General features: G+C 74.0%; 21 protein-coding genes and 1 riboswitch. Of the genes, 10 read left to right on the top strand and 11 right to left on the bottom strand.

Features of this window, described 5'->3' with window-relative positions; genetic code table 11:
• Positions 1–30 precede the first annotated feature (30 nt).
• Positions 31–471, bottom strand: a complete 441-nt coding sequence (locus OO48_RS15690) for an Lrp/AsnC family transcriptional regulator (RefSeq protein WP_033216490.1) — start codon at positions 469–471, stop codon at positions 31–33.
• Between the two features lie 209 nt (positions 472–680).
• Here OO48_RS15690 and OO48_RS15695 point away from each other — a divergent pair, with 209 nt between their 5' ends.
• The 4 genes from OO48_RS15695 to OO48_RS15710 all read left to right on the top strand — a co-directional run bounded on the left by OO48_RS15695 (position 681) and on the right by OO48_RS15710 (position 4774).
• Entirely contained in the window at positions 681–1073 is a 393-nt protein-coding gene (locus OO48_RS15695) for a hypothetical protein (protein WP_033216491.1), read from the top strand.
• Between the two features lie 123 nt (positions 1074–1196).
• Complete coding sequence (locus tag OO48_RS15700) at positions 1197–1856, top strand: uridine kinase family protein (protein WP_051732175.1); 660 nt, start codon at positions 1197–1199, stop codon at positions 1854–1856.
• A gap of 306 nt (positions 1857–2162) precedes the next feature.
• Positions 2163–4001 carry an AAA family ATPase gene (locus OO48_RS15705; protein WP_106970334.1) on the top strand — a complete coding sequence of 613 codons (1839 nt, stop codon included), beginning with the start codon at positions 2163–2165 and terminating at the stop codon, positions 3999–4001.
• Positions 3998–4774, top strand: coding sequence for a DUF4230 domain-containing protein (locus OO48_RS15710; RefSeq protein WP_081952153.1), 777 nt, complete (start codon positions 3998–4000; stop codon positions 4772–4774). Before OO48_RS15705 ends, OO48_RS15710 begins: the two co-directional genes overlap by 4 nt.
• A 43-nt stretch (positions 4775–4817) precedes the next feature.
• Here the strand turns inward: OO48_RS15710 and OO48_RS15715 are convergent, their stop codons facing one another.
• The 9 genes from OO48_RS15715 to OO48_RS15755 all read right to left on the bottom strand — a co-directional run bounded on the left by OO48_RS15715 (position 4818) and on the right by OO48_RS15755 (position 12285).
• Positions 4818–5867, bottom strand: coding sequence for a hemolysin family protein (locus OO48_RS15715; protein ID WP_033216492.1), 1050 nt, complete (start codon positions 5865–5867; stop codon positions 4818–4820).
• Positions 5864–7201: a hemolysin family protein gene (locus OO48_RS15720; protein WP_033216493.1), complete on the bottom strand. Its 1338-nt coding sequence runs from the start codon at positions 7199–7201 to the stop codon at positions 5864–5866. Before OO48_RS15720 ends, OO48_RS15715 begins: the two co-directional genes overlap by 4 nt.
• A 208-nt stretch (positions 7202–7409) precedes the next feature.
• Positions 7410–7865, bottom strand: coding sequence for a PH domain-containing protein (locus tag OO48_RS15725; protein WP_425338545.1), 456 nt, complete (start codon positions 7863–7865; stop codon positions 7410–7412).
• A 55-nt stretch (positions 7866–7920) separates the two neighbouring features.
• Entirely contained in the window at positions 7921–8769 is an 849-nt protein-coding gene (hisG, locus tag OO48_RS15730; protein ID WP_033216495.1) for an ATP phosphoribosyltransferase, read from the bottom strand.
• A gap of 41 nt (positions 8770–8810) precedes the next feature.
• Positions 8811–9083, bottom strand: coding sequence for a phosphoribosyl-ATP diphosphatase (locus OO48_RS15735; protein WP_033216497.1), 273 nt, complete (start codon positions 9081–9083; stop codon positions 8811–8813).
• Positions 9084–9166: 83 nt separating this feature from the next.
• Entirely contained in the window at positions 9167–9658 is a 492-nt protein-coding gene (gene ribH, locus OO48_RS15740; protein ID WP_033216499.1) for a 6,7-dimethyl-8-ribityllumazine synthase, read from the bottom strand.
• A 49-nt stretch (positions 9659–9707) separates the two neighbouring features.
• Positions 9708–10991, bottom strand: coding sequence for a bifunctional 3,4-dihydroxy-2-butanone-4-phosphate synthase/GTP cyclohydrolase II (locus OO48_RS15745; protein ID WP_033216501.1), 1284 nt, complete (start codon positions 10989–10991; stop codon positions 9708–9710).
• Positions 10988–11629 (bottom strand): nicotinamide mononucleotide transporter family protein, encoded by a 642-nt coding sequence (locus tag OO48_RS15750; RefSeq protein WP_033216503.1) that lies wholly within the window; start codon positions 11627–11629, stop codon positions 10988–10990. The genes OO48_RS15745 and OO48_RS15750 overlap by 4 nt, the downstream gene beginning before the upstream one ends.
• Entirely contained in the window at positions 11626–12285 is a 660-nt protein-coding gene (locus OO48_RS15755; protein WP_033216505.1) for a riboflavin synthase, read from the bottom strand. The genes OO48_RS15750 and OO48_RS15755 overlap by 4 nt, the downstream gene beginning before the upstream one ends.
• Positions 12286–12466: 181 nt before the next feature.
• Positions 12467–12594, bottom strand: a riboswitch (FMN riboswitch).
• Positions 12595–12743: 149 nt separating this feature from the next.
• On the opposite strand from OO48_RS15755, the gene OO48_RS15760 reads away from it, so the two are divergent.
• The 5 genes from OO48_RS15760 to OO48_RS15780 all read left to right on the top strand — a co-directional run bounded on the left by OO48_RS15760 (position 12744) and on the right by OO48_RS15780 (position 16012).
• The gene (locus OO48_RS15760; RefSeq protein WP_033216507.1) at positions 12744–12992 is read left to right on the top strand and encodes an SCO4226 family nickel-binding protein; all 249 of its coding nucleotides are present in this window, start codon (positions 12744–12746) and stop codon (positions 12990–12992) included.
• Positions 12993–13205: 213 nt separating this feature from the next.
• Positions 13206–14594, top strand: coding sequence for an FAD-dependent oxidoreductase (locus OO48_RS15765; protein ID WP_033216509.1), 1389 nt, complete (start codon positions 13206–13208; stop codon positions 14592–14594).
• 439 nt (positions 14595–15033) lie between these two features.
• The gene (locus tag OO48_RS15770) at positions 15034–15426 is read left to right on the top strand and encodes a DUF302 domain-containing protein (protein WP_033216511.1); all 393 of its coding nucleotides are present in this window, start codon (positions 15034–15036) and stop codon (positions 15424–15426) included.
• A 45-nt stretch (positions 15427–15471) separates the two neighbouring features.
• Positions 15472–15678: a hypothetical protein gene (locus OO48_RS15775; protein WP_033216513.1), complete on the top strand. Its 207-nt coding sequence runs from the start codon at positions 15472–15474 to the stop codon at positions 15676–15678.
• A 25-nt stretch (positions 15679–15703) separates the two neighbouring features.
• Positions 15704–16012, top strand: a complete 309-nt coding sequence (locus OO48_RS15780) for a hypothetical protein (RefSeq protein ID WP_033216515.1) — start codon at positions 15704–15706, stop codon at positions 16010–16012.
• 267 nt (positions 16013–16279) lie between these two features.
• Here OO48_RS15780 and OO48_RS15785 read toward each other — a convergent pair whose 3' ends face one another.
• Entirely contained in the window at positions 16280–17521 is a 1242-nt protein-coding gene (locus OO48_RS15785) for an ADP-ribosylglycohydrolase family protein (RefSeq protein ID WP_063830685.1), read from the bottom strand.
• A gap of 122 nt (positions 17522–17643) precedes the next feature.
• Here OO48_RS15785 and OO48_RS15790 point away from each other — a divergent pair, with 122 nt between their 5' ends.
• Positions 17644–17844, top strand: a complete 201-nt coding sequence (locus tag OO48_RS15790; protein WP_033216517.1) for a hypothetical protein — start codon at positions 17644–17646, stop codon at positions 17842–17844.
• The last annotated feature ends 7 nt before the right edge of the window (positions 17845–17851 follow it).

Here is a 17851-nt window from a genome sequence, read left to right on the forward strand (position 1 = left end):
GCGTCCAGTCTCGCACTCTGGACGGCCCGGTCAGAGCTTCGGGGGGCGGGCCTCGTACGGGGTGGAGAGGACGACGGTGGTGCGGGTGGAGACGCCGGCGGCGGAGCGGATCCGGGCGAGCAGGTCCTCCAGGTCGCCGGGGCCGGGGACGCGGACCTTGAGGATGTAGTTCTCGTCTCCGGCGACGCTGTGGCAGGCCTCGATCTCGGACAGGCCGACCAGGCGCTCGGGGGTGTCGTCGGGGGCGCTGGGGTCGAAGGGCTTGACCGAGATGAACGCGGTGAGCGCCAGGTCGACCGCCTCGGGGTCGACGATGGCGGTGTAGCCGCGGATGACACCGCGCTGTTCGAGGCGGCGCACCCGCTGGTGCACGGCCGAGGTGGACAGGCCGGTGGCCTTGCCCAGGTCGGTGTAGCTCATCCGTCCGTCCTGCAGCAGCAGCTGGACGATGCGCTGGTCGAGTTCCTCCACAAGGCGTCAACCTACTCGATCGCGGCCGGGCTGTGCAGACAGCTCACCGGGGGGCGCATCCGGGGGGCACGTGCCAGGGGAATGTGGCGAGGAACACAGTCGGTGCATCACCGTGCGCCGGAGCGCAGGGTTATGACACGCCCTCAATGGGAAGTGCTGCTGGTGGCCCGGACAACGAGAGGCTCCGGCCCGATCCTAGGGGGATCACGATGCCTTCCACCGACCAGCGTTCCGACGTCGAGGACGAACCCGAGGCGCCCTTCGGGGCGGACCAGGGCGCGACCGACACCTGGGAGACCGTCCGGGTGCACTGCCCGGTCTGCGACCGGCCGATCGCGTTGATCGGCGACGAGGAGCGCCTGCCGCAGCACGCGGTGCTCACCTCCGCGTGGAACCCCTTCCAGCCGGCGATCTGCCGGGGCACCGGCGCGCCGACGGCCGACCTGCCGGAGTGCGAGGAGCGGCCGGAGCGGGACGGCCCGGCCCACCTGGTGGCGCTGCCGACGGCGCTGGACTGGCGCACCCAGCCGTTCTCGCACGCCGGGGCCCACCGCGCGGTGCGCGCGTCCGTGCCCGCGCAGCGCGACCGCCGCGCGGCCTGAGCCCGCGCGCACCCGAGAAGCCGGGCCGCCCCCGGCGGTCCGACGTCCTGGTGAGGGCGCCGCACGCGGTGCCCTCCGGGATCACCCCCCGGGACGACGGGCCCGGCCCCGTACCCTGGCCGGATGGACGCCGTCCCCCCCGCCGCTCCTCCCGGCGCCTCCCCCGGCGCCGCCCCCGACCTGTCCGCGACGGCCGCGGGCCTGCTCGCGCTGCCGCCCTCGCTGGGGCCGGTGCGGCTGGTCGCGGTGGACGGGCACGCGGGTTCCGGCAAGACCACGTTCGCGGGGCGGCTGTCCGCCGCGCTCGGCGGCGCGCCGGTGGTGCACCTGGACGACCTGGCCACCCACCGGGAGCCGTTCGGCTGGACGGAGCGGCTGCGCGCGCAGGTGCTGGAGCCGCTGGCCCGCGGGGTCACGGCCCGGCACGCGGTGTACGACTGGACGGCGCGGGAGTTCGGCGCCGTGCGGGAGGTGCCGGCGGCGCCGGTGGTGCTGCTGGAGGGGGTGGGCGCGGGCCGGCGGGCGGTGCGCCCGCACCTGGCGGCGCTGCTGTGGATGGAGCTGGACCAGGCGGCGGCGCGGGCCCGCGGCGAGTTGCGGGACGGTCCGGAACTGGCCGAGTTCTGGGCGGGTTGGTCGCGTGCGGAGCACGCCCACTTCGCGGCCGACCCGAGCCGCCCGCACGCGGACCTGCGGGTCGACGGGGTCACCGGGCGAATCCTCCGCAGCACCCTGAGTGAACCGAACACACCCCTCTTGACCTGCGACATCGACAGGATTTAAGTTCTGCGTGTCGCGGAAAGCAGTTGAATCCGCAACCACAGACACGGCGCCTCCGGCTTGTTCCCCCGTGAGCCGGAGGCGCCGTCCTGCCCTCCCCCGCGCCCGTCGGGATGCGATCGTCTCGCGCCATTCGAGCCGCGCGTCACCCTTACGGATCAGCGCCGCGCCGGTACCATGCCACGCAGGCGCGCAGAGGAGCGCCCCGAGGTCTGGCGGGGGGCGTCAGTGACGGTGGAGAGTTCCGGCGGCAAGGGTCCCGCCGCGGCGGGTCCGGATCCGGACGCCGACCGCGCCTGGTCGCGTGCCATGGACGCCTACACGGCCGGTTCGTACGCCCGCGCGGAGGAGGAGTTCCGCGCCGCGGTCTACGTCGACCCCGGCATGGCCGACGCCTGGCTCGGGCTGCACGCGCTGCGCAGCGACACCGCGGGCGCGCTGCTGGCGATGCACCGGCACCGGGACCGCTTCGGCGAGCAGCGCGAGCGCCACCGCCGCCCGCTCAGCTCCTGGTACTGGCTGGGCTGGTGGGTGCAGCCGGTGCTGGAGACCCCGCGGGACCTCGCGCTGGCGCACGCCTCGCACTGGCTGGACGGCCGCCACCTGACCGAGCTGGACCACGCCCTGACGACCTGTCCGCCGCCCGAGCAGGAGCCCGCGGTGCGCTTCCTGCACGCCTGCCGCTCCTACCTGCTCAAGGACTGGGAGCAGCTGATCCGGGACACCGACCGCCTGCTGGACGACCCGGTGCTGGGCATCGAGGCGGGCCTGTTCGCCGGCATGGCCCGGGTCCGCCTGGACATGTGCGCGCAGGCCCAGCGCCCGCTGGCGGCCTCGCTGACGCGCTGCCGCTCCGAGCAGCCGCAGCGCAAGGAGCTGCGCTACTGGCTGGCCCGGGCGTACGAGGGCGCGGGGCGCAGCGCGGCGGCGCTGCCGCTGTACCGGGCGGTGCACCGGGCGGACCCGGCGTTCATGGACACCGAGCAGCGGCTGGCGGCGATCGCCGCCGAGGACGGGCTGCTGGACGGCGAGGCGTTCGGCGGCTACCGGGGCACGGCGCAACCGCCGGGCGCCCTGGAGGAGTTGGAGCTGGTGGAGTTCCGCGGCGGCTCCGGCGGGGTCAGCGAGGAGGCCTGCGCCGAGGAGGAGGAAGAGGAGCCGGCCCCGGCCGAGCCGGGCCGGGCGCAGCTGGCCGAACGGGCCGTCGGCGCCTCGCCGCTGTCGCCGCGGTCGGGCGGCTGGCCCGCCGCGCAGGCCGTCCCGCCCTCGGGCCCGAACCCGGCGCCGGCCGCCCGGCTGGAGCTGGACCAGGCGCTGGCCGAACTGGAGGCGATGGTCGGCCTCGACCCGGTCAAGCGCCAGGTGCGGGCGCTGTCGGCCCAGTTGCGGATGGCCCGGCTGCGCGCGGACCGCGGGCTGCCGGTGCAGCCGCCCAAGCGGCACTTCGTGTTCTCCGGCCCCTCGGGCACCGGCAAGACCACGGTGGCGCGGATCCTCGGCCGGGTCTTCCACGCCCTGGGGTTGCTCTCCGGCGACCACCTGGTGGAGGCCCAACGGGCCGACCTGGTGGGCGAGTTCCTGGGCCAGACGGCGGTGAAGGCGAACGAGCTGATCGACTCGGCGCTGGACGGCGTGCTGTTCATAGACGAGGCGTACTCGCTGGCCAACTCCGGCTACAGCAAGGGTGACGCGTACGGCGACGAGGCGCTGCAGGTACTGCTGAAGCGGGCCGAGGACAACCGGGACAGATTGGTCGTCATCCTCGCGGGGTACCCGGACGGCATGAATCGACTACTGGCAACGAACCCGGGTCTGAACTCCCGATTCACCACCCGGGTCGACTTCCCCTCCTACCGGCCCGCCGAACTGGCCGACATCGGCGTGAAGTTGGCGCGGGCCGACGGCGACGACTGGGACGTGGACGCGGCCGAGGAGCTGTCCTCGATCTGCGGGCACGTGGTCGCCGAGGGCTGGATCGACCAGCTCGGCAACGGCCGCTTCGTCCGCACCCTGTACGAGAAGTCCTGCGCCTACCGGGACCTGCGGCTCTCCGCGCTGCGCGGCACGCCCTCCCGGGAGGACCTGTCCACCCTCCGGCTGCCCGACCTGCTGCAGGCCTACGGCGAACTGATCGAAGGCCGGCAGTGAAGGGCCTCGGGAAGTCCCGCGCGGGCCGGGCGGACGACGAGGACCCGACGCCGAGAGCCGAGGACGGGACGCGGGAGCTCCGCAGGGCCCGGGACGACCGGGACGACCGGGAGCCGCTCGGCCGGACGGGCGGCGGGCGCCGGGTGCCCTGGTACCTGTCGCTGCCGATCACGCTGGCGGTGGTCTTCGCGCTGTTCCTGGGGATGGCCAACCTGGGCTGGCTGCCCGGGATCCCCAACCCGTTCGCCGAGAAGACCGTGGACCGCAGCCAGCCGGTGGTGCTCAAGTCCATCCAGAACATGAGCCGTTACAACGCGGCCACCGGCAACTTCCAGGTCATCGTGGACCTCGCCAACGAGGCGAAGTTCCTGCCGTCGGCGATCCTGGGCACCCGCAGCCTGTACGTGGGCGCGGGCACCGTCGAGGCGTACGTGGACCTCGGCAAGCTCGGGCCGGACTCGGTGAAGGTCTCCGAGGACCGGCGGACGGTGACCATCACCATCCCGCACGGGCAGCTCGCGGGGGCGTCGCTGGACGTCAAGAACTCCTACATGTACTCGCAGGAGCGCGGCCTGTTCGACCGGCTCGGCGACCTGTTCTCCTCCAGCACCTCCGACGACCAGCACAAGGTCGAGCTGCTGGCGGTCGAGAAGATCGACAAGGCGGCGAAGGACACCGAGCTGCCGAAGACGGCGGAGAACAACACCAAGGCGATGCTGTCGGGCCTGCTGGGCTCGCTGGGCTTCACCTCGGTGACGATCGACGTGGTGTAGCGCCCCCGCCCCGCGCCGTGCGGCCGCGGGGGCGGGCCCGTCGTCAGCGCTGGGCGGTGGCGGGCGGCCGGTGGTCGGGGTCGTGCACCTCGCCGACCAGCTCCTCCAGCACGTCCTCCAGGGCGACCAGGCCGAGCTGGCGCCCGTCCGGGTCGACCACGGCGGCCAGGTGGGCGGCGGCGCGGCGCATCGCGGCGAGCGCGTCGTCCAGCGGCAGACCGGCGCGGAGCACGGTGATCGGCCGCCACAGCCGGGCCGGGATCGGCGCGGTGAGGTCGTCGGCCTCCAGCGAGTCCTTGAGGTGCAGGTAGCCGAGGACGGCGCCCTGCTCGTCGGCGACCGGGAAGCGGGAGAAGCCGGTGCGCACCGCGAGGCGCTGGATCTCCTCGCCGGTGACCTCGCGGCCGACGGTGACCAGCTGCTCGGGGGCGAGCAGCACCTCGGTGACCGGGCGGCTGCCCATCTCCAGGGCGTCCTCCAGGCGTTCGCGGCGGCTGTCGTCGAGCAGTCCGGCCTCGCCGGAGTCGGTGAGCATCAGCAGCAGCTGCTCGCTGGTGGCGACCGAGTCGACCTCGTCCTTGGGCTCGACCCGGAACAGCCGCAGCACGCCGTTGGCGAAGGCGTTCAGGAAGGCGATGAACGGGGTGAGCAGGCGGGCCAGGCGGTCCAGCGGCGGGCCGAGCCAGAGCGCGGCCTTCTCCGGGCCTGCCAGGGCGAGGTTCTTCGGGACCATCTCGCCGATCACCATGTGCAGGAACACCACGATGCTCAGCGCGATGCCGTAGCTCAGCAGGTGCATCGCCGAGTCGGGCACGCCGAAGGCGTGGAAGGCGGGCTCCAGCAGGTGCGCGATGGTGGGTTCGGCGAGCGCGCCGAGCAGCAGCGAGCAGACGGTGATGCCGAGTTGGGCGGCGGCCAGCATCGCGGAGACGTTGGACAGCGCGTGCAGCACGGTGCGGGCGCGCTTGTCGCCGGCCTCGGCGAGCGGTTCGATCTGGCTGCGGCGCACCGAGATGACGGCGAACTCGGCGCCGACGAAGAAGGCGTTGCCGAGCAGCAGGAGCAGGGAGAAGGCGAGTTGCAGGGCGCTCATCGGGTGCCGTCCTGGTCGTCCTGGTCGTCCTCGTGCACCCGGCGGACCTCGACCCGGCTGGTGCGGTGCCGGTCGACGGCGGTCACGGTCAGTTCCCAGCCGGGCAGCCGGCCGCGTTCGCCGACGGCGGGGAGCTTGCCGAGCAGGTCGGCGAGCAGGCCGCCGAGCGTCTCGTACGGGCCGTCGGGGGCGTTCAGGCCGATCTTGGCGAGCTGGTCGAGCCGGGCGCGGCCGTCGGCGTCCCAGACCGGCAGTCCGTCGCGCGGGGCGAGCGGGCGCAGGTCGGGGGTGTCGGCGGGGTCGTGCTCGTCCTGGACCTCGCCGACCACCTCCTCGACGATGTCCTCGATGGTGGCGACGCCGGCGGTGCCGCCGTACTCGTCGACCACCACGGCCATCGGTTCGCGGCCGCGCAGCAGGTCGAGCAGCCGCTCGGCGGGCATGGTCTCGGGGACCAGCAGCGGCGGGGCGGCCAGGTGGCGGACCCTGGTGTGGTCGCGGCGTCCGGCGGGGACGGCGAGGGCGTCCTTGAGGGTGACGGTGCCGGTGACCTCGTCGAGGCTCTCGGCGTACACCGGGAAGCGGCTCAGCCCGGTGGCCCGGGTCAGGTTGAGCACGTCGGTGGCGGTGGCGTCCTCCTGGAGGGCGGCGACGTCGATCCGCGGGGTCATCACGGACTCGGCGGTCAGCTCGCGCAGGCCCAGGGTGCGGACGAACAGCGTCGCGGACTGCTCGTCCATCGCCCCGGCCTGGTAGGAGTGCCGGGCCAGGGCGGCGAGTTCGTCGAGGGTGCGGGCGTGGCCGAGCTCCTCCTGCGGTTCGACGCCGAAGGCGCGCACGATCCGGTCGGCGGAGCCGTTGAGGAAGGCGATCAGCGGTCGGCAGGCGGCGGAGAACACCCGCTGCGGGCCGACCACGGCGTGGGCGACCTGCATGGGGCGGGAGATCGCCCAGTTCTTCGGGACGAGTTCGCCGATCACCATCTGGATCACGGTGGCCAGCACCAGGCCGACGATCACCGCGGTGCCGCGGGCCGCCGAGTCGGGCAGTCCGACGGCGGTGAACACCGGCTTGAGCAGGACGGACAGCGCCGGTTCGGCGAGCATGCCGACCACCAGCGAGGTGATGGTGATGCCGAGCTGGGCGCCGGAGAGCTGGAAGGAGAGCTTCCGCAGGGCCTTGGACAGGCTCCTGGCCTTGCGGTCGCCGGCGGCCGCGGCGCGTTCCACGGTGCCGCGGTCGGCGGTCACGAACGCGAACTCGGCGGCCACGAACAGGCCGTTGGCGAGGATGAGCAGGAAGGCCGCGAGGAGCAGGAGCCAGGCGGTGGTCATCGGGCCGCCCGCCTTCCCCGGCTGGAAACGTGCGCGGCGGCGCGGGTACTACCGGACGGATCGTCCATCGAGGGGAGGTGTCACTCCTCTGGTCGCGGGTGGACGCGGGAAGCCCCGGACGTGCGTGGGGCTTTGCCGCGGTTTTACCAGCGTAGACGATACCCGAACGCTCCTTTGGCCCTGTTCGACCCGTCCGACCGGGGGCGTGTCAGGCCGGCTGCCCGGCGCCGCGCTCCTCGACCAGGGCGCGCAGGGCGCGGGCGGCGGCGACGGCCTGCGCGCGCCCGCCGCCGGGCTGGATCCCGACGGCGGCCAGCGCGGTGCCGTCGGCGAGGTCGAGCGTCACCCAGGGGTCGCCGGCCCGGAGGTTCACCCGGACCACCTCGGCCCAGGCCAGCCGGCGGCTGCGGACGAAGTTGACCACGGTCAGGCCCGCGTCGTCGGCGACCACCTTGGGGCGGGCCAGCATCAGGCCGACCGCGGCGAACAGCAGGCCGGAGCAGACCATCATCGCCCGGTCGTTGAACTGCCAGCTCTCCGGCAGCACGGCGGCCAGCACCGAGAACAGCACCACCAGCACGACGCACAGCGCGTAGAGGACGACGCGGTTGCGGCGGGGCGCCCAGGTCACGGGGAGGACGGCGGCGGGTGCGGGCACGGACACGGGTGGCTCCAGGGTGGGGCGGGGGCCGCGCCGGCGGCCCCCGCCCGGTGGCGGGTCAGATGCGGCAGGCGTGGATGTTGGTGACCAGGATGGCGCGGGCGCCGATCGCCCACAGGTCGTCCATGATCCGCTGGGCCTCCTTGCGGAGCACCATCGAGCGGACCGCGACCCAGCCCTCGGTGTGCAGCGGCGAGACGGTCGGCGACTCCAGGCCCGGGGTGAGGGCGACGGCCTCGCCGACCTTCTCGGCGCGGATGTCGTAGTCCATCAGCACGTAGCGGCGGGCCACCAGCACGCCCTGCAGGCGGCGCAGGAACTGCTCGACCGCGGCGTCCTCGCCGGCGCCCTTGGAGCGGATCACCACGGCGTCGGAGACCAGGATCGGGTCGCCGAACACCTCCAGGCCGGCGTTGCGCAGGCTGGTGCCGGTCTCCACCACGTCGGCGATGACGTCGGCGACGCCCAGGTGCACGGCGGTCTCGACGGCGCCGTCCAGCTTGGTGACGGTGGCCTTCACGCCGTGCTCGGCGAGGTGCTGCTCGACCAGGCCGGTGTACGAGGTGGCGATCCGCAGGCCGTCCAGGTCCCGGACGTCCGAGATCCCGGTGCCGACCGGCTTGGCGAAGCGGAAGGTCGAGCCGGCGAAGCCGAGCGCGAGCACCTCCTCGGCCTCGGAGGCCGAGTCCAGCAGCAGGTCGCGGCCGGTGATGCCGACGTCGAGCCGGCCGGAGCCGACGTACACGGCGATGTCGCGGGGGCGCAGGAAGAAGAACTCGACCTGGTTGTCCGGGTCGACCAGGACGAGTTCCTTGGCCTCCTTGCGCTGCCGGTAGCCGGCCTCATGGAGCATCTCCGCCGCGGGACCCGAGAGCGAACCCTTGTTGGGGACGGCGATGCGGAGCATGAGTGGCGAACCCTTCGCGTTGGCGATCAATGTGGTGGGGCCTAGAGGTACTTGTAGACGTCTTCGAGCGTCAGCCCGCGGGCGAGCATCATCACCTGAACGTGGTAGAGGAGCTGCGAGATCTCCTCGGCCGCCTCCTCGGGCGACTGGTACTCGGCGGCCATCCAGACCTCCGCGGCCTCCTCGACGACCTTCTTGCCGATCGCATGGACGCCCTGCTGCACGAGCTGGGCGGTACGGGAGGACTCGGGGTCGCCGGTGGCGGCCTTCTGCTGGAGCTCGGCGAAGAGCTCCTCGAATGTCTTGGAAGCCATGATGGGCTCACCTTACGGGGTGCGGGCTGACGGGCGGTAAACGGTTCCGCACCGTGGACAGTCGGACGGACGGCCGACCGGCCTCACGCCTTGGCGAGGGAGCGCAGCGCGGCGGCGGTGGCCACCGCGGCGGTGACCGCCTCGTGGCCCTTGTCCTCGGCGGAACCGGGCAGGCCGGCCCGGTCCAGCGCCTGCTGCTCGGTGTCGCAGGTGAGCACGCCGAAGCCGACCGGGACGCCGGTGTCCACCGACACCTGGGTCAGGCCGAGGGTGGCGCCCTGGCAGACGTAGTCGAAGTGCGGGGTGCCGCCGCGGATGACCACGCCCAGTGCCACCACCGCGTCGTAGCCCGCGTCGGCCAGCCGCCTGGCGGCGACCGGCAGCTCGAAGGTGCCGGGGACGCGCAGCACGGTCGCGCCGTCGGCCGCGCCGAGTTCCTCCAGGGCGCGGCGCGCGCCGTCCAGCAGTCCGTCCATCACCTGCTCGTGCCACTGCGCGGCGACCACCGCGACCCGCAGGTCGGCGGTGTTCTCCAGGCTCTCGGGGGACAGGACGGGGGCTCCGTGGCCGGCCATGGTCGTCTTCCTCTGTTCGTTCGGTGTCGGTGCGCTGGTGCGGGTGCGGTTACTTGCCGTCGTCGTCGAGCCACGGCAGGTCGTGGCCCATCCGGTCGCGCTTGGTGCGCAGGTAGCGCAGGTTGTGCTCACCGGCGGCGGTGGGCAGCGGGCGGCGGGCGGCGACCTTGAGGCCGTACTCGGTGAGCGCGGTCTGCTTGGCCGGGTTGTTGCTGAGCAGGGTCAGCGAGCGCACGCCGAGGTCGGTGAGCATCTGCGCGGCGATCGAGTAGTCGCGGGCGTCGGCGGGCAGGCCCTGGTCGAGGTTGGCGTCGACGGTGTCCAGGCCCTGTTCCTGCAGCTGGTAGGCGCGCAGCTTGTGGGCCAGGCCGATGCCGCGGCCCTCGTGGCCGCGCAGGTAGAGCACCACGCCGCGGCCGGCCTCGGCGACGGCGGCCAGCGCGGCCTCCAGTTGGGGGCCGCAGTCGCAGCGCAGCGAGCCGAACACGTCGCCGGTGAGGCACTCGGAGTGCAGCCGCACCAGCACGTCCTCGCCCTCGGGGAGCCGACCGTCCGCGTCCAGGCCGCCGGCCACCAGGGCCAGGTGCTCGGTGCCGTCGATCGTGCCCCGGTAGCCGACGGCGGTGAACGTGCCGTGCTCGGTGGGGAGTTGGGTGACGGCCGCACGGTCGACGTGCAGTTCGGTGCGGCGGCGGTAGGCGATCAGGTCCTCGATGGAGATGATCGCCAGGCCGTGTTCGCGGGCGAAGGCGTGCAGTTCGGGCAGCCGGGCCATGGTGCCGTCGTCGTTGACCACCTCGGCGATGCCGCCGGCCGGGGGGAGCCCGGCGAGGCGGGCCAGGTCGACGGCGGCCTCGGTGTGGCCGGGGCGCACCAGCACGCCGCCGTCGACGGCGCGCAGCGGGAAGACGTGCCCGGGGCGGGTCAGGTCGGCGGGCTGGGTGCCGGCGGTGGCGAGCAGCTTGACGGTGCGGGCCCGGTCGGCGGCCGAGATGCCGGTGGAGACGCCGTCGCGGGCGTCCACCGAGACGGCGTACGCGGTGCCCTTGCGGTCCTCGTTGACCCGGGTCATCGGCGGCAGCTTCAGCCGGTCGAGCTCCTCGCCGGTCATCGGGACGCAGATCACGCCGGAGGAGTAGCGGACGGTGAAGGCCAGCAGCTCGGGGGTGGCGGCACTGGCGGCGAAGACGATGTCGCCCTCGTTCTCGCGGTTCTCGTCGTCGACCACGATCACGGCGCGGCCGAGCGCGATGTCGGCGACGGCGCGCTCGACCGGGTCGAGGGCGAGCGGCTGGTCCGCGGGCAGCGGCTGGTCTGCGGGCTCGGTGCTCATGCGGCGGCTCCCTTGGCGAGCGGGGCGGTTCGGGCGGCCCGGGCCTTCGTCCACCAGCTGGCCAGGCCGGCCACCACCAGGACGAAGTAGATGGTGAAGGTCAGGGCCGAGAAGACGTAGCCGTGGGTGTACGAGTACGGGACGCTGACCAGGTCGACGGCGATCCAGGCGAACCAGAACTCGACCCAGCCGCGGGCCTGGGCGTACATCGCGGCCAGCGTGCCGACGAAGATGTACGCGTCCAGCAGCGGGTTCCAGGACAGCTTCGGGACGGCGTGGAACAGGGCGGCGACGGCGGCGGTGCCGGCCGCGGTGGCGGCGACCAGGACGGCCCGCTCGGTCCAGTTCGCGAAGCGGACCTCGACCTCGCCGGTGTCGCGGCGGCCGCGGTGCCACTGCGTCCAGCCCCAGAGCGCGGCGACGATGACGATCACCTGCTTGCCGATCAGGCCGGGCACCTGCCCGCCGAGGAAGACGGTGATCAGGACCGCGCCGGCCAGCAGCTGGGCGGGCCAGGTGAGGACGGAGCGGCGCCAGCCCAGGGCCAGGGCGCCGAGCCCTATCAGGTTGCCGACCATGTCGGCGACCTTCACCTGCTCGCCGAAGGCGGTGAAGGTCAGTTCGCGGAACGCACTCACTTGGAACCCCCCAGGGTGTCGGGCAGCGCACGGGTGTCGAGCAGCCGCTCGACGTACTTGGCGAGGACGTCCACCTCGAGGTTGACGGGCTCGCCGACCTGCTTGGCGCCCAGCGTGGTGAGGGCGAGGGTGGCGGGGATCAGCGAGACGGTGAACGAGTCGAGGGCGGCCTCGACGACGGTGAGGCTCACTCCGTCCACGGTGATCGACCCCTTCTCCACCAGGTAGCGCGCGATCGGCTGCGGAAGGCTGAAACGCAGCACCTCCCAGCGCGGATTCCCGTCCGCGTCGAGGTCGCCGGGCTCCCGGGAGAGCAGCGTGCCGGTGGCGTCGACGTGCCCCTGCACCAGGTGGCCGCCGAGCCGGGCGCCGAGCGCCATCGCCCGCTCCAGGTTGACCCGGGAGCCGGGGCGCAGCACGCCGAGGCTGGAGCGCCGCAGCGTCTCGCGCATCACGTCGGCACTGAACTCGCCGCTGTGGGCCGTCAGTTGCTCGTTGTCGTCGAGGACGGTCAGACAGACGCCGTTGACCGCGATCGAGTCGCCGTGCCGGGCGTCGGCCGTCACGACCGGACCGCGCAGGCGGATGCGCGAGGATTCGCCGATCTCCTCGATGGAGACGACCTCGCCGAGCTCTTCGATGATGCCGGTGAACACCCGGGTTCTCCTCGCGCTTGGGGCGCGGACTCCGGGGCGGCTCGTGGGAGTTGACTGCGGACGCGTGCCCGACGGGGCGGACCCGGGGCGCCTGGGCTTCCTCGCCGAGGCACGGGTTCGCTGCCGTCCTGCTCTCGCACCCCGGCCTCGGGTGGCCGCGGTGCTGACACGCTTCGTCCGCCGCGCACGCCTCCCATCCGGACTTTAACCGTCGGTCCAGGAATTTCACCTGGTCAACCGGCCGCTGGCTGCGGACGGGTCGCGGACTGTAACCGCCGGTTCGGATTTTCACCGACCCCGGAGTGCGCTGAACGTCACTGCTACTGCAGTCACATTCTTGCACGCGCGGGTGGTCCGGCCGCAAGGACGTGCCCTGTGGCCTGGTTCACGTCGGCGGCGCACGGTGGGAGGGAACGGTCCTCCGCACGGAGGGCTCCCGGACGAGGAGTTGAGTCGCGATGACGATGTTCATGGACGTCCACCACGGGATGGCGGGCATCACCGCCGACCAGTTGAGGGCCGCGCACGAGGCGGACCTCGCGGCGCAGGGCGAGGAGGGGGTCGAGTTCCGGCAGGCCTGGGCCGACCCGGACTCGGGCACCGTCTACTGCCTGTCCTCCGCGCCGTCCCGCGAGGCCGTGCAGCGCGTGCACGAGCGCACCGGGCACCCGGCGGACGAGGTGCACCCGGTGCCGCTGCAGGTCTGAGGCCGGCGGCCGGCCGGGGGGCGGGAGGGGTTCCGCCGGGGCTGGTGCATGCTGGAAGGCACGGGAACTCCGCATAGGCGGAACTTTGGGGGGCCATAGCTCCGGCTTATGACGGCATAAGCCGGAGCCCCGTACCGGGCGCGCCCGCCGGCCGGAAGGCTGAGCGGTACGCGCCCCCAGCCGCACACCCCAGCCGAACAGGAGTACCTGCCCATGCCCCGCCCCGTCCGGGTGGCCATCGTCGGTTCCGGCCCCGCCGGGATCTACGCCGCCGACGCGCTGCTGAAGTCCGAGCTGGCCGCCGCCCCCGGCGTCTCCATCGACCTGATCGAGCGCCTGCCCGCCCCCTTCGGCCTGATCCGCTACGGCGTCGCCCCCGACCACCCCCGGATCAAGGGCATCATCACCGCCCTGCACCAGGTCCTCGACAAGCCCCAGGTCCGCCTGCTCGGCAACGTCGACTACCCCGGCGACCTCTCCCTCGACGAGCTGCACCGCTTCTACGACGCCCTGGTCTTCGCCACCGGCGCCGAGGCCGACCGCGACCTGAACATCCCCGGCATCGAGCTGGACGGCTCGTACGGCGCCGCCGACTTCGTCTCCTGGTACGACGGCCACCCCGAGGTCCCGCGGACCTGGCCGCTGGAGGCCGAGCAGGTCGCCGTCCTCGGCGTCGGCAACGTCGCGCTCGACGTCGCCCGCGTCCTCGCCAAGACCGCGGACGAGCTGCTGCCCACCGAGATCCCGCCGAACGTGTACGAGGGCCTGGCCGCGAACCGGGCCGTCGAGGTGCACGTGTTCGGGCGGCGCGGGCCCGCCCAGGCCAAGTTCTCCCCGATGGAGCTGCGCGAGCTCGACCACTCCCCCACCATCGAGGTGATCGTCGACCCCGAGGACATCGACTACGACGAGGGCTCGATCGCCACCCGGCGCGCCAACAAGCAGGCCGACATGGTCGCCTCCACCCTGGAGAACTGGGCCATCCGCGACGTCGGCGACCGGCCGCACCGCATCCACCTGCACTTCTTCGAGAACCCGGTGGAGGTGCTCGGCGAGGACGGCAAGGTCGTCGCGCTGCGCACCGAGCGCACCGAACTCGACGGCACCGGCAACACCGTGGGCACCGGCACCTTCCGCGAGTGGCCCGTCCAGGCGGTCTACCGGGCGGTCGGCTACCGCTCCGACGAGCTGCCCAAGCTGCCCTTCGACACCCTCACCGCGACCGTCCCGCACCAGGCCGGCCGCGTCCAGGAGAACGGCACCCACCTGCCCTCCGTCTACGTCACCGGCTGGGTCAAGCGCGGCCCGGTCGGCCTGATCGGCCACACCAAGGGCGACGCCAACGAGACCGTCGCCTGCCTGGTCGCCGACCACGCCGCCGGCCTGCTGCGCCCCGCCGTCGAACCCGCCGAGGACGCGGTCGTCGACTTCCTGCGCGCCCGCGGCGTCGACTTCACCACCTGGGAGGGGTGGCACCGCCTGGACGCCCACGAGAAGGCCCTCGGTGCGGCCGAGGGCCGCGAGCGGGTGAAGGTCGTCGAGCGCGTGGGCATGCTCGACGCCTCGCACAGCGACCGGGCGGCGGAGCGCAACCCGCAGTAGCGGGCCCGAAGACGGCCGAGGACGCACCGCGGGACCGCGCCGGGCACTGCCCGCGCGGTCCCGCGGCGCGTCCTCGGCCGGGCGGGTTCCCGTGCTCCCGGTTCCACCTCACCTCGCGACGGTCGCTCCGGCGGCGTCGGCGACCGGGTCGTGGGCGACGACCGGGTCGTGGGGCAGGCCCTCGGCCGGGCGCGGCCGAACCGCTCGGCGAGGAGCCGGGCACCGCCTCGGAGACACCCGCCATGGCCCCCCGCCGTCGCCGGGTTCCCGGTCGCGCTCCTCCCACTGATCGCCACCCCGGCGACGGCGCCGAGGACCGGGGGCGACGCAGGTCACGGGCGGCCCGCGCCGCGCCGGGGAATGCGCCTGCGGGCGTCCGGGTTGCAGCCGACGTACGGTTGAATACCCAGGGGGGTATCAGCGAGAGAGGTTCGAGGACATGGCGAACGGCATTACCGCCACACTGACCGGCATCCCCTTCGCGGAGGCCGCCGACCGGGTCCGCGCGGCCCTCGCCGGGCAGGGCTTCGGCATCCTGACCGAGATCGACATGACCGCCACCCTGCGCGCCAAACTCGGCGTCGAGCTGGAGGACTACCTGGTCCTCGGCGCCTGCAACCCCCCGCTCGCCCACCGCGCCCTGGAGGCGGACCGCCGGATCGGCCTGCTGCTGCCCTGCAACGTGGTGCTGCGCGCCGTCCCCGAGGGCGTCCTGGTCGAGGCCATGGACCCGGAGCTGATGGTGCGGTTCACCGAGCGCCCCGAACTCGCCGACGTCGCCGACGCGGCGACCGCCCGCCTGCGCGCGGCGTTCGCCGCGCTGACCGGCTGACCGCCCCCGCACCCCGTACCCCCACCACGGAAGGAACCCGCCCCCATGTGTCGTCGCGTCACCTGCAAGTCCTGCGGCCGGCCGAGTTTCGCCGGCTGCGGCATGCACGTCGAACAGGTCCTGGCCGGCGTCCCGAAGTCCCAGCGCTGCTCGTGCGCGGCGGACGCCGGAGCCGCGAAGGCGTCCGGGTCGGCCGGGTCCGCCGGGTCCGGATCCGGCTCCTGGTTCTCCCGGCTGTGGCGCCGGAACTGACGCCGCCGGGTCGGTCGGTCCCGAGGTGCCGGGGCCGGTCGCGGCGCTGCTGGAGCTGACCGACGGGCCGGCCCCCGGCGGCGGCACCCTCGCGGACGCCTCGCACCTCCACCTCTTCGGCCTGGTCCAGGACGACCCGCTGCCGTACGACCGCACCGACGGCAGCGTGTGGCTGGTCCCCGAGGAGGGCTTCGTCCGGTACACCGGCCGCCGCCTGGAGCGGATCGCCGACGGCGTCGAGGAGTTCTTCACCGAGTGGGTGGTCCCCGCTACCTGGTCCTCGCGCAGGCGTCCGCCGACGAACCCGACGACCGGTACCGGCTGCTGCGGCTGACCGGCCTGGCTTGAACGGCCCGTCTCCGTACCGGCCCTTCAGGTCCTACGGTCCTCCGGTGCGGCTCGGGGCCTGCGCGGAGGGGGCCGCTCAGGCGTCGACTTCCCGGGACTGTCCGGCCCACCGGACCACGGACGGGGCGCCCCGGTTCGGGCAGAGCACGCCGAGCAGGCCCGGGGCGACGGTGTGGCACGGGTCCGTGCCGGGGCCGACCGTCCGGGGCGGCGGCCTCCTGACGGCCGTCGAGGTCGAGCAGCGCCGTTTCGATCACCGTCGTTCCCCCGGCGCGGCGGTCTCGTGCTCGATCTCCAGCAGGACGTCGAGCAGGTGCTCGGGGCCGTCCCGGTGGGCGGGGTGGGACTCGGCGCGGACGGCGACCGGGCGCCAGTGGCCGTCCGGGGCGGGTGCGAAGTCCAGGGCCCAGAGTTCGCGGCCGGTGCCGGCCCGGTGCAGGTGCAGGGTGCCCTCGGCGGTGCGGGTCAGCCAGCGGCCGGTGCGCAGACCTGCCCGGTAGCGGTTCCACTGCCGGTCGGACCAGCGTAGGTCGGGGACGGGGCGGGGGCGCGGCAGCCGCATGGGGAGCAGTCCGCCGGGGACGGGGCGCAGCGGTTCCGGGAACGCCCAGTCGGGCAGCGGTTCGCGGGCGGCCAGCCAGCGGGCGGGGATGCCGTCGGTGCCGGTCCGGGCCGCGACCACGCCGCCGGTGATCGCGGCCACCGTGTCGACGTCGCCGCCCGCGCCGATCGCCGCCCACACCGCGGACGGGTAGTCGGTGAGCCAGTGGGCGGCGCACCACAGCGCGTACGGGACGGTGTCGGCGGCGCTGGTGCGGCTGCCGTTGCCGAGCAGGGCGGCCGCCGCCCGGGGGTCCGAGCGGTCGGTCAGCCCGGCCGCCTCGACCAGGCCCCGGTGGACCGCCCCGCGCGGGGTCAGTTCGGCGACGGCGTGCAAGTGGCGTGCGGGCGTGGTGGGTTCGGTGCGGGCCCGGACGGCGAGGGCGGCGGCGACGGCCACCGCGATGGCGCCGTCCACGGCCTGCGGGTGGGTGTGCGTGGTGACGGCGGTGTCGGCGGCCGGGCGGACGGCCGCTGCCGGGTCCTCGGCGTACCCGGCGCCGAGCGGGGCCACCCGCATGGCCGCGCCGTTGCCGAACGAGCCCTGGCCGCCGAAGAGTTCGGCGGCGAGGCGGCGGGCGTCGCCGCCCTCCCGGATCAGCCGCAGCATGCGGTTGGCGGCCGGGCCGTAGCCCCGGTCGAAGTCGTGCCGGCGGGCGAAGGCGTGGGTGAGGTCGAAGGTGTCGATGCCGCCGCGCTCGTACTGCGCGGCGTACACCGAGCAGGCCGTCTCGGTGTCGTCGGTCCACGGCCACGGACCGGGAGGTTCGGTGCGGGCGTCGAGGTGGGTGCGGGCGGTGGCGGGGACGAAGAACTGGGCGCCGAGCGCGTCGCCGACGGACAGGCCCTGGAGGGCGTCGAACGCGGGACCGCGGTGCGGGGAGGAGTCAGTCATGCGTACCCCACCGAACCGTGCGGGCGGGACGGGTGTCAAGGCTGGGCGGGTGTCAGGGCCGTCCGGGCCGCGGCGGCCTGGGAGGATCGGGCGGTGCGTCCCTGAACGGAAGGCGGTTCCCGGTGGTCGGTGCGGTGCTGGTGGTCGTCCTGGTGCTGGTGCTCGGCGGCTGCGCCTGCGTGGTGTGGGCCGAGCGCGGCGGCCCGCGCTGGGTGCGCCTCGTCTCCCGGGCCACGCTGGGCGCGGGCGGGCTGGTGCGTCGGGTGGAGCGCGACCGGCGGCGGCGCGGCCTCTCCAACGGATCGGGCGACAGCGGGGACTGACGCCGCG

Source organism: Kitasatospora phosalacinea (assembly GCF_000716545.1).
Taxonomy (GTDB): domain Bacteria; phylum Actinomycetota; class Actinomycetes; order Streptomycetales; family Streptomycetaceae; genus Kitasatospora; species Kitasatospora phosalacinea.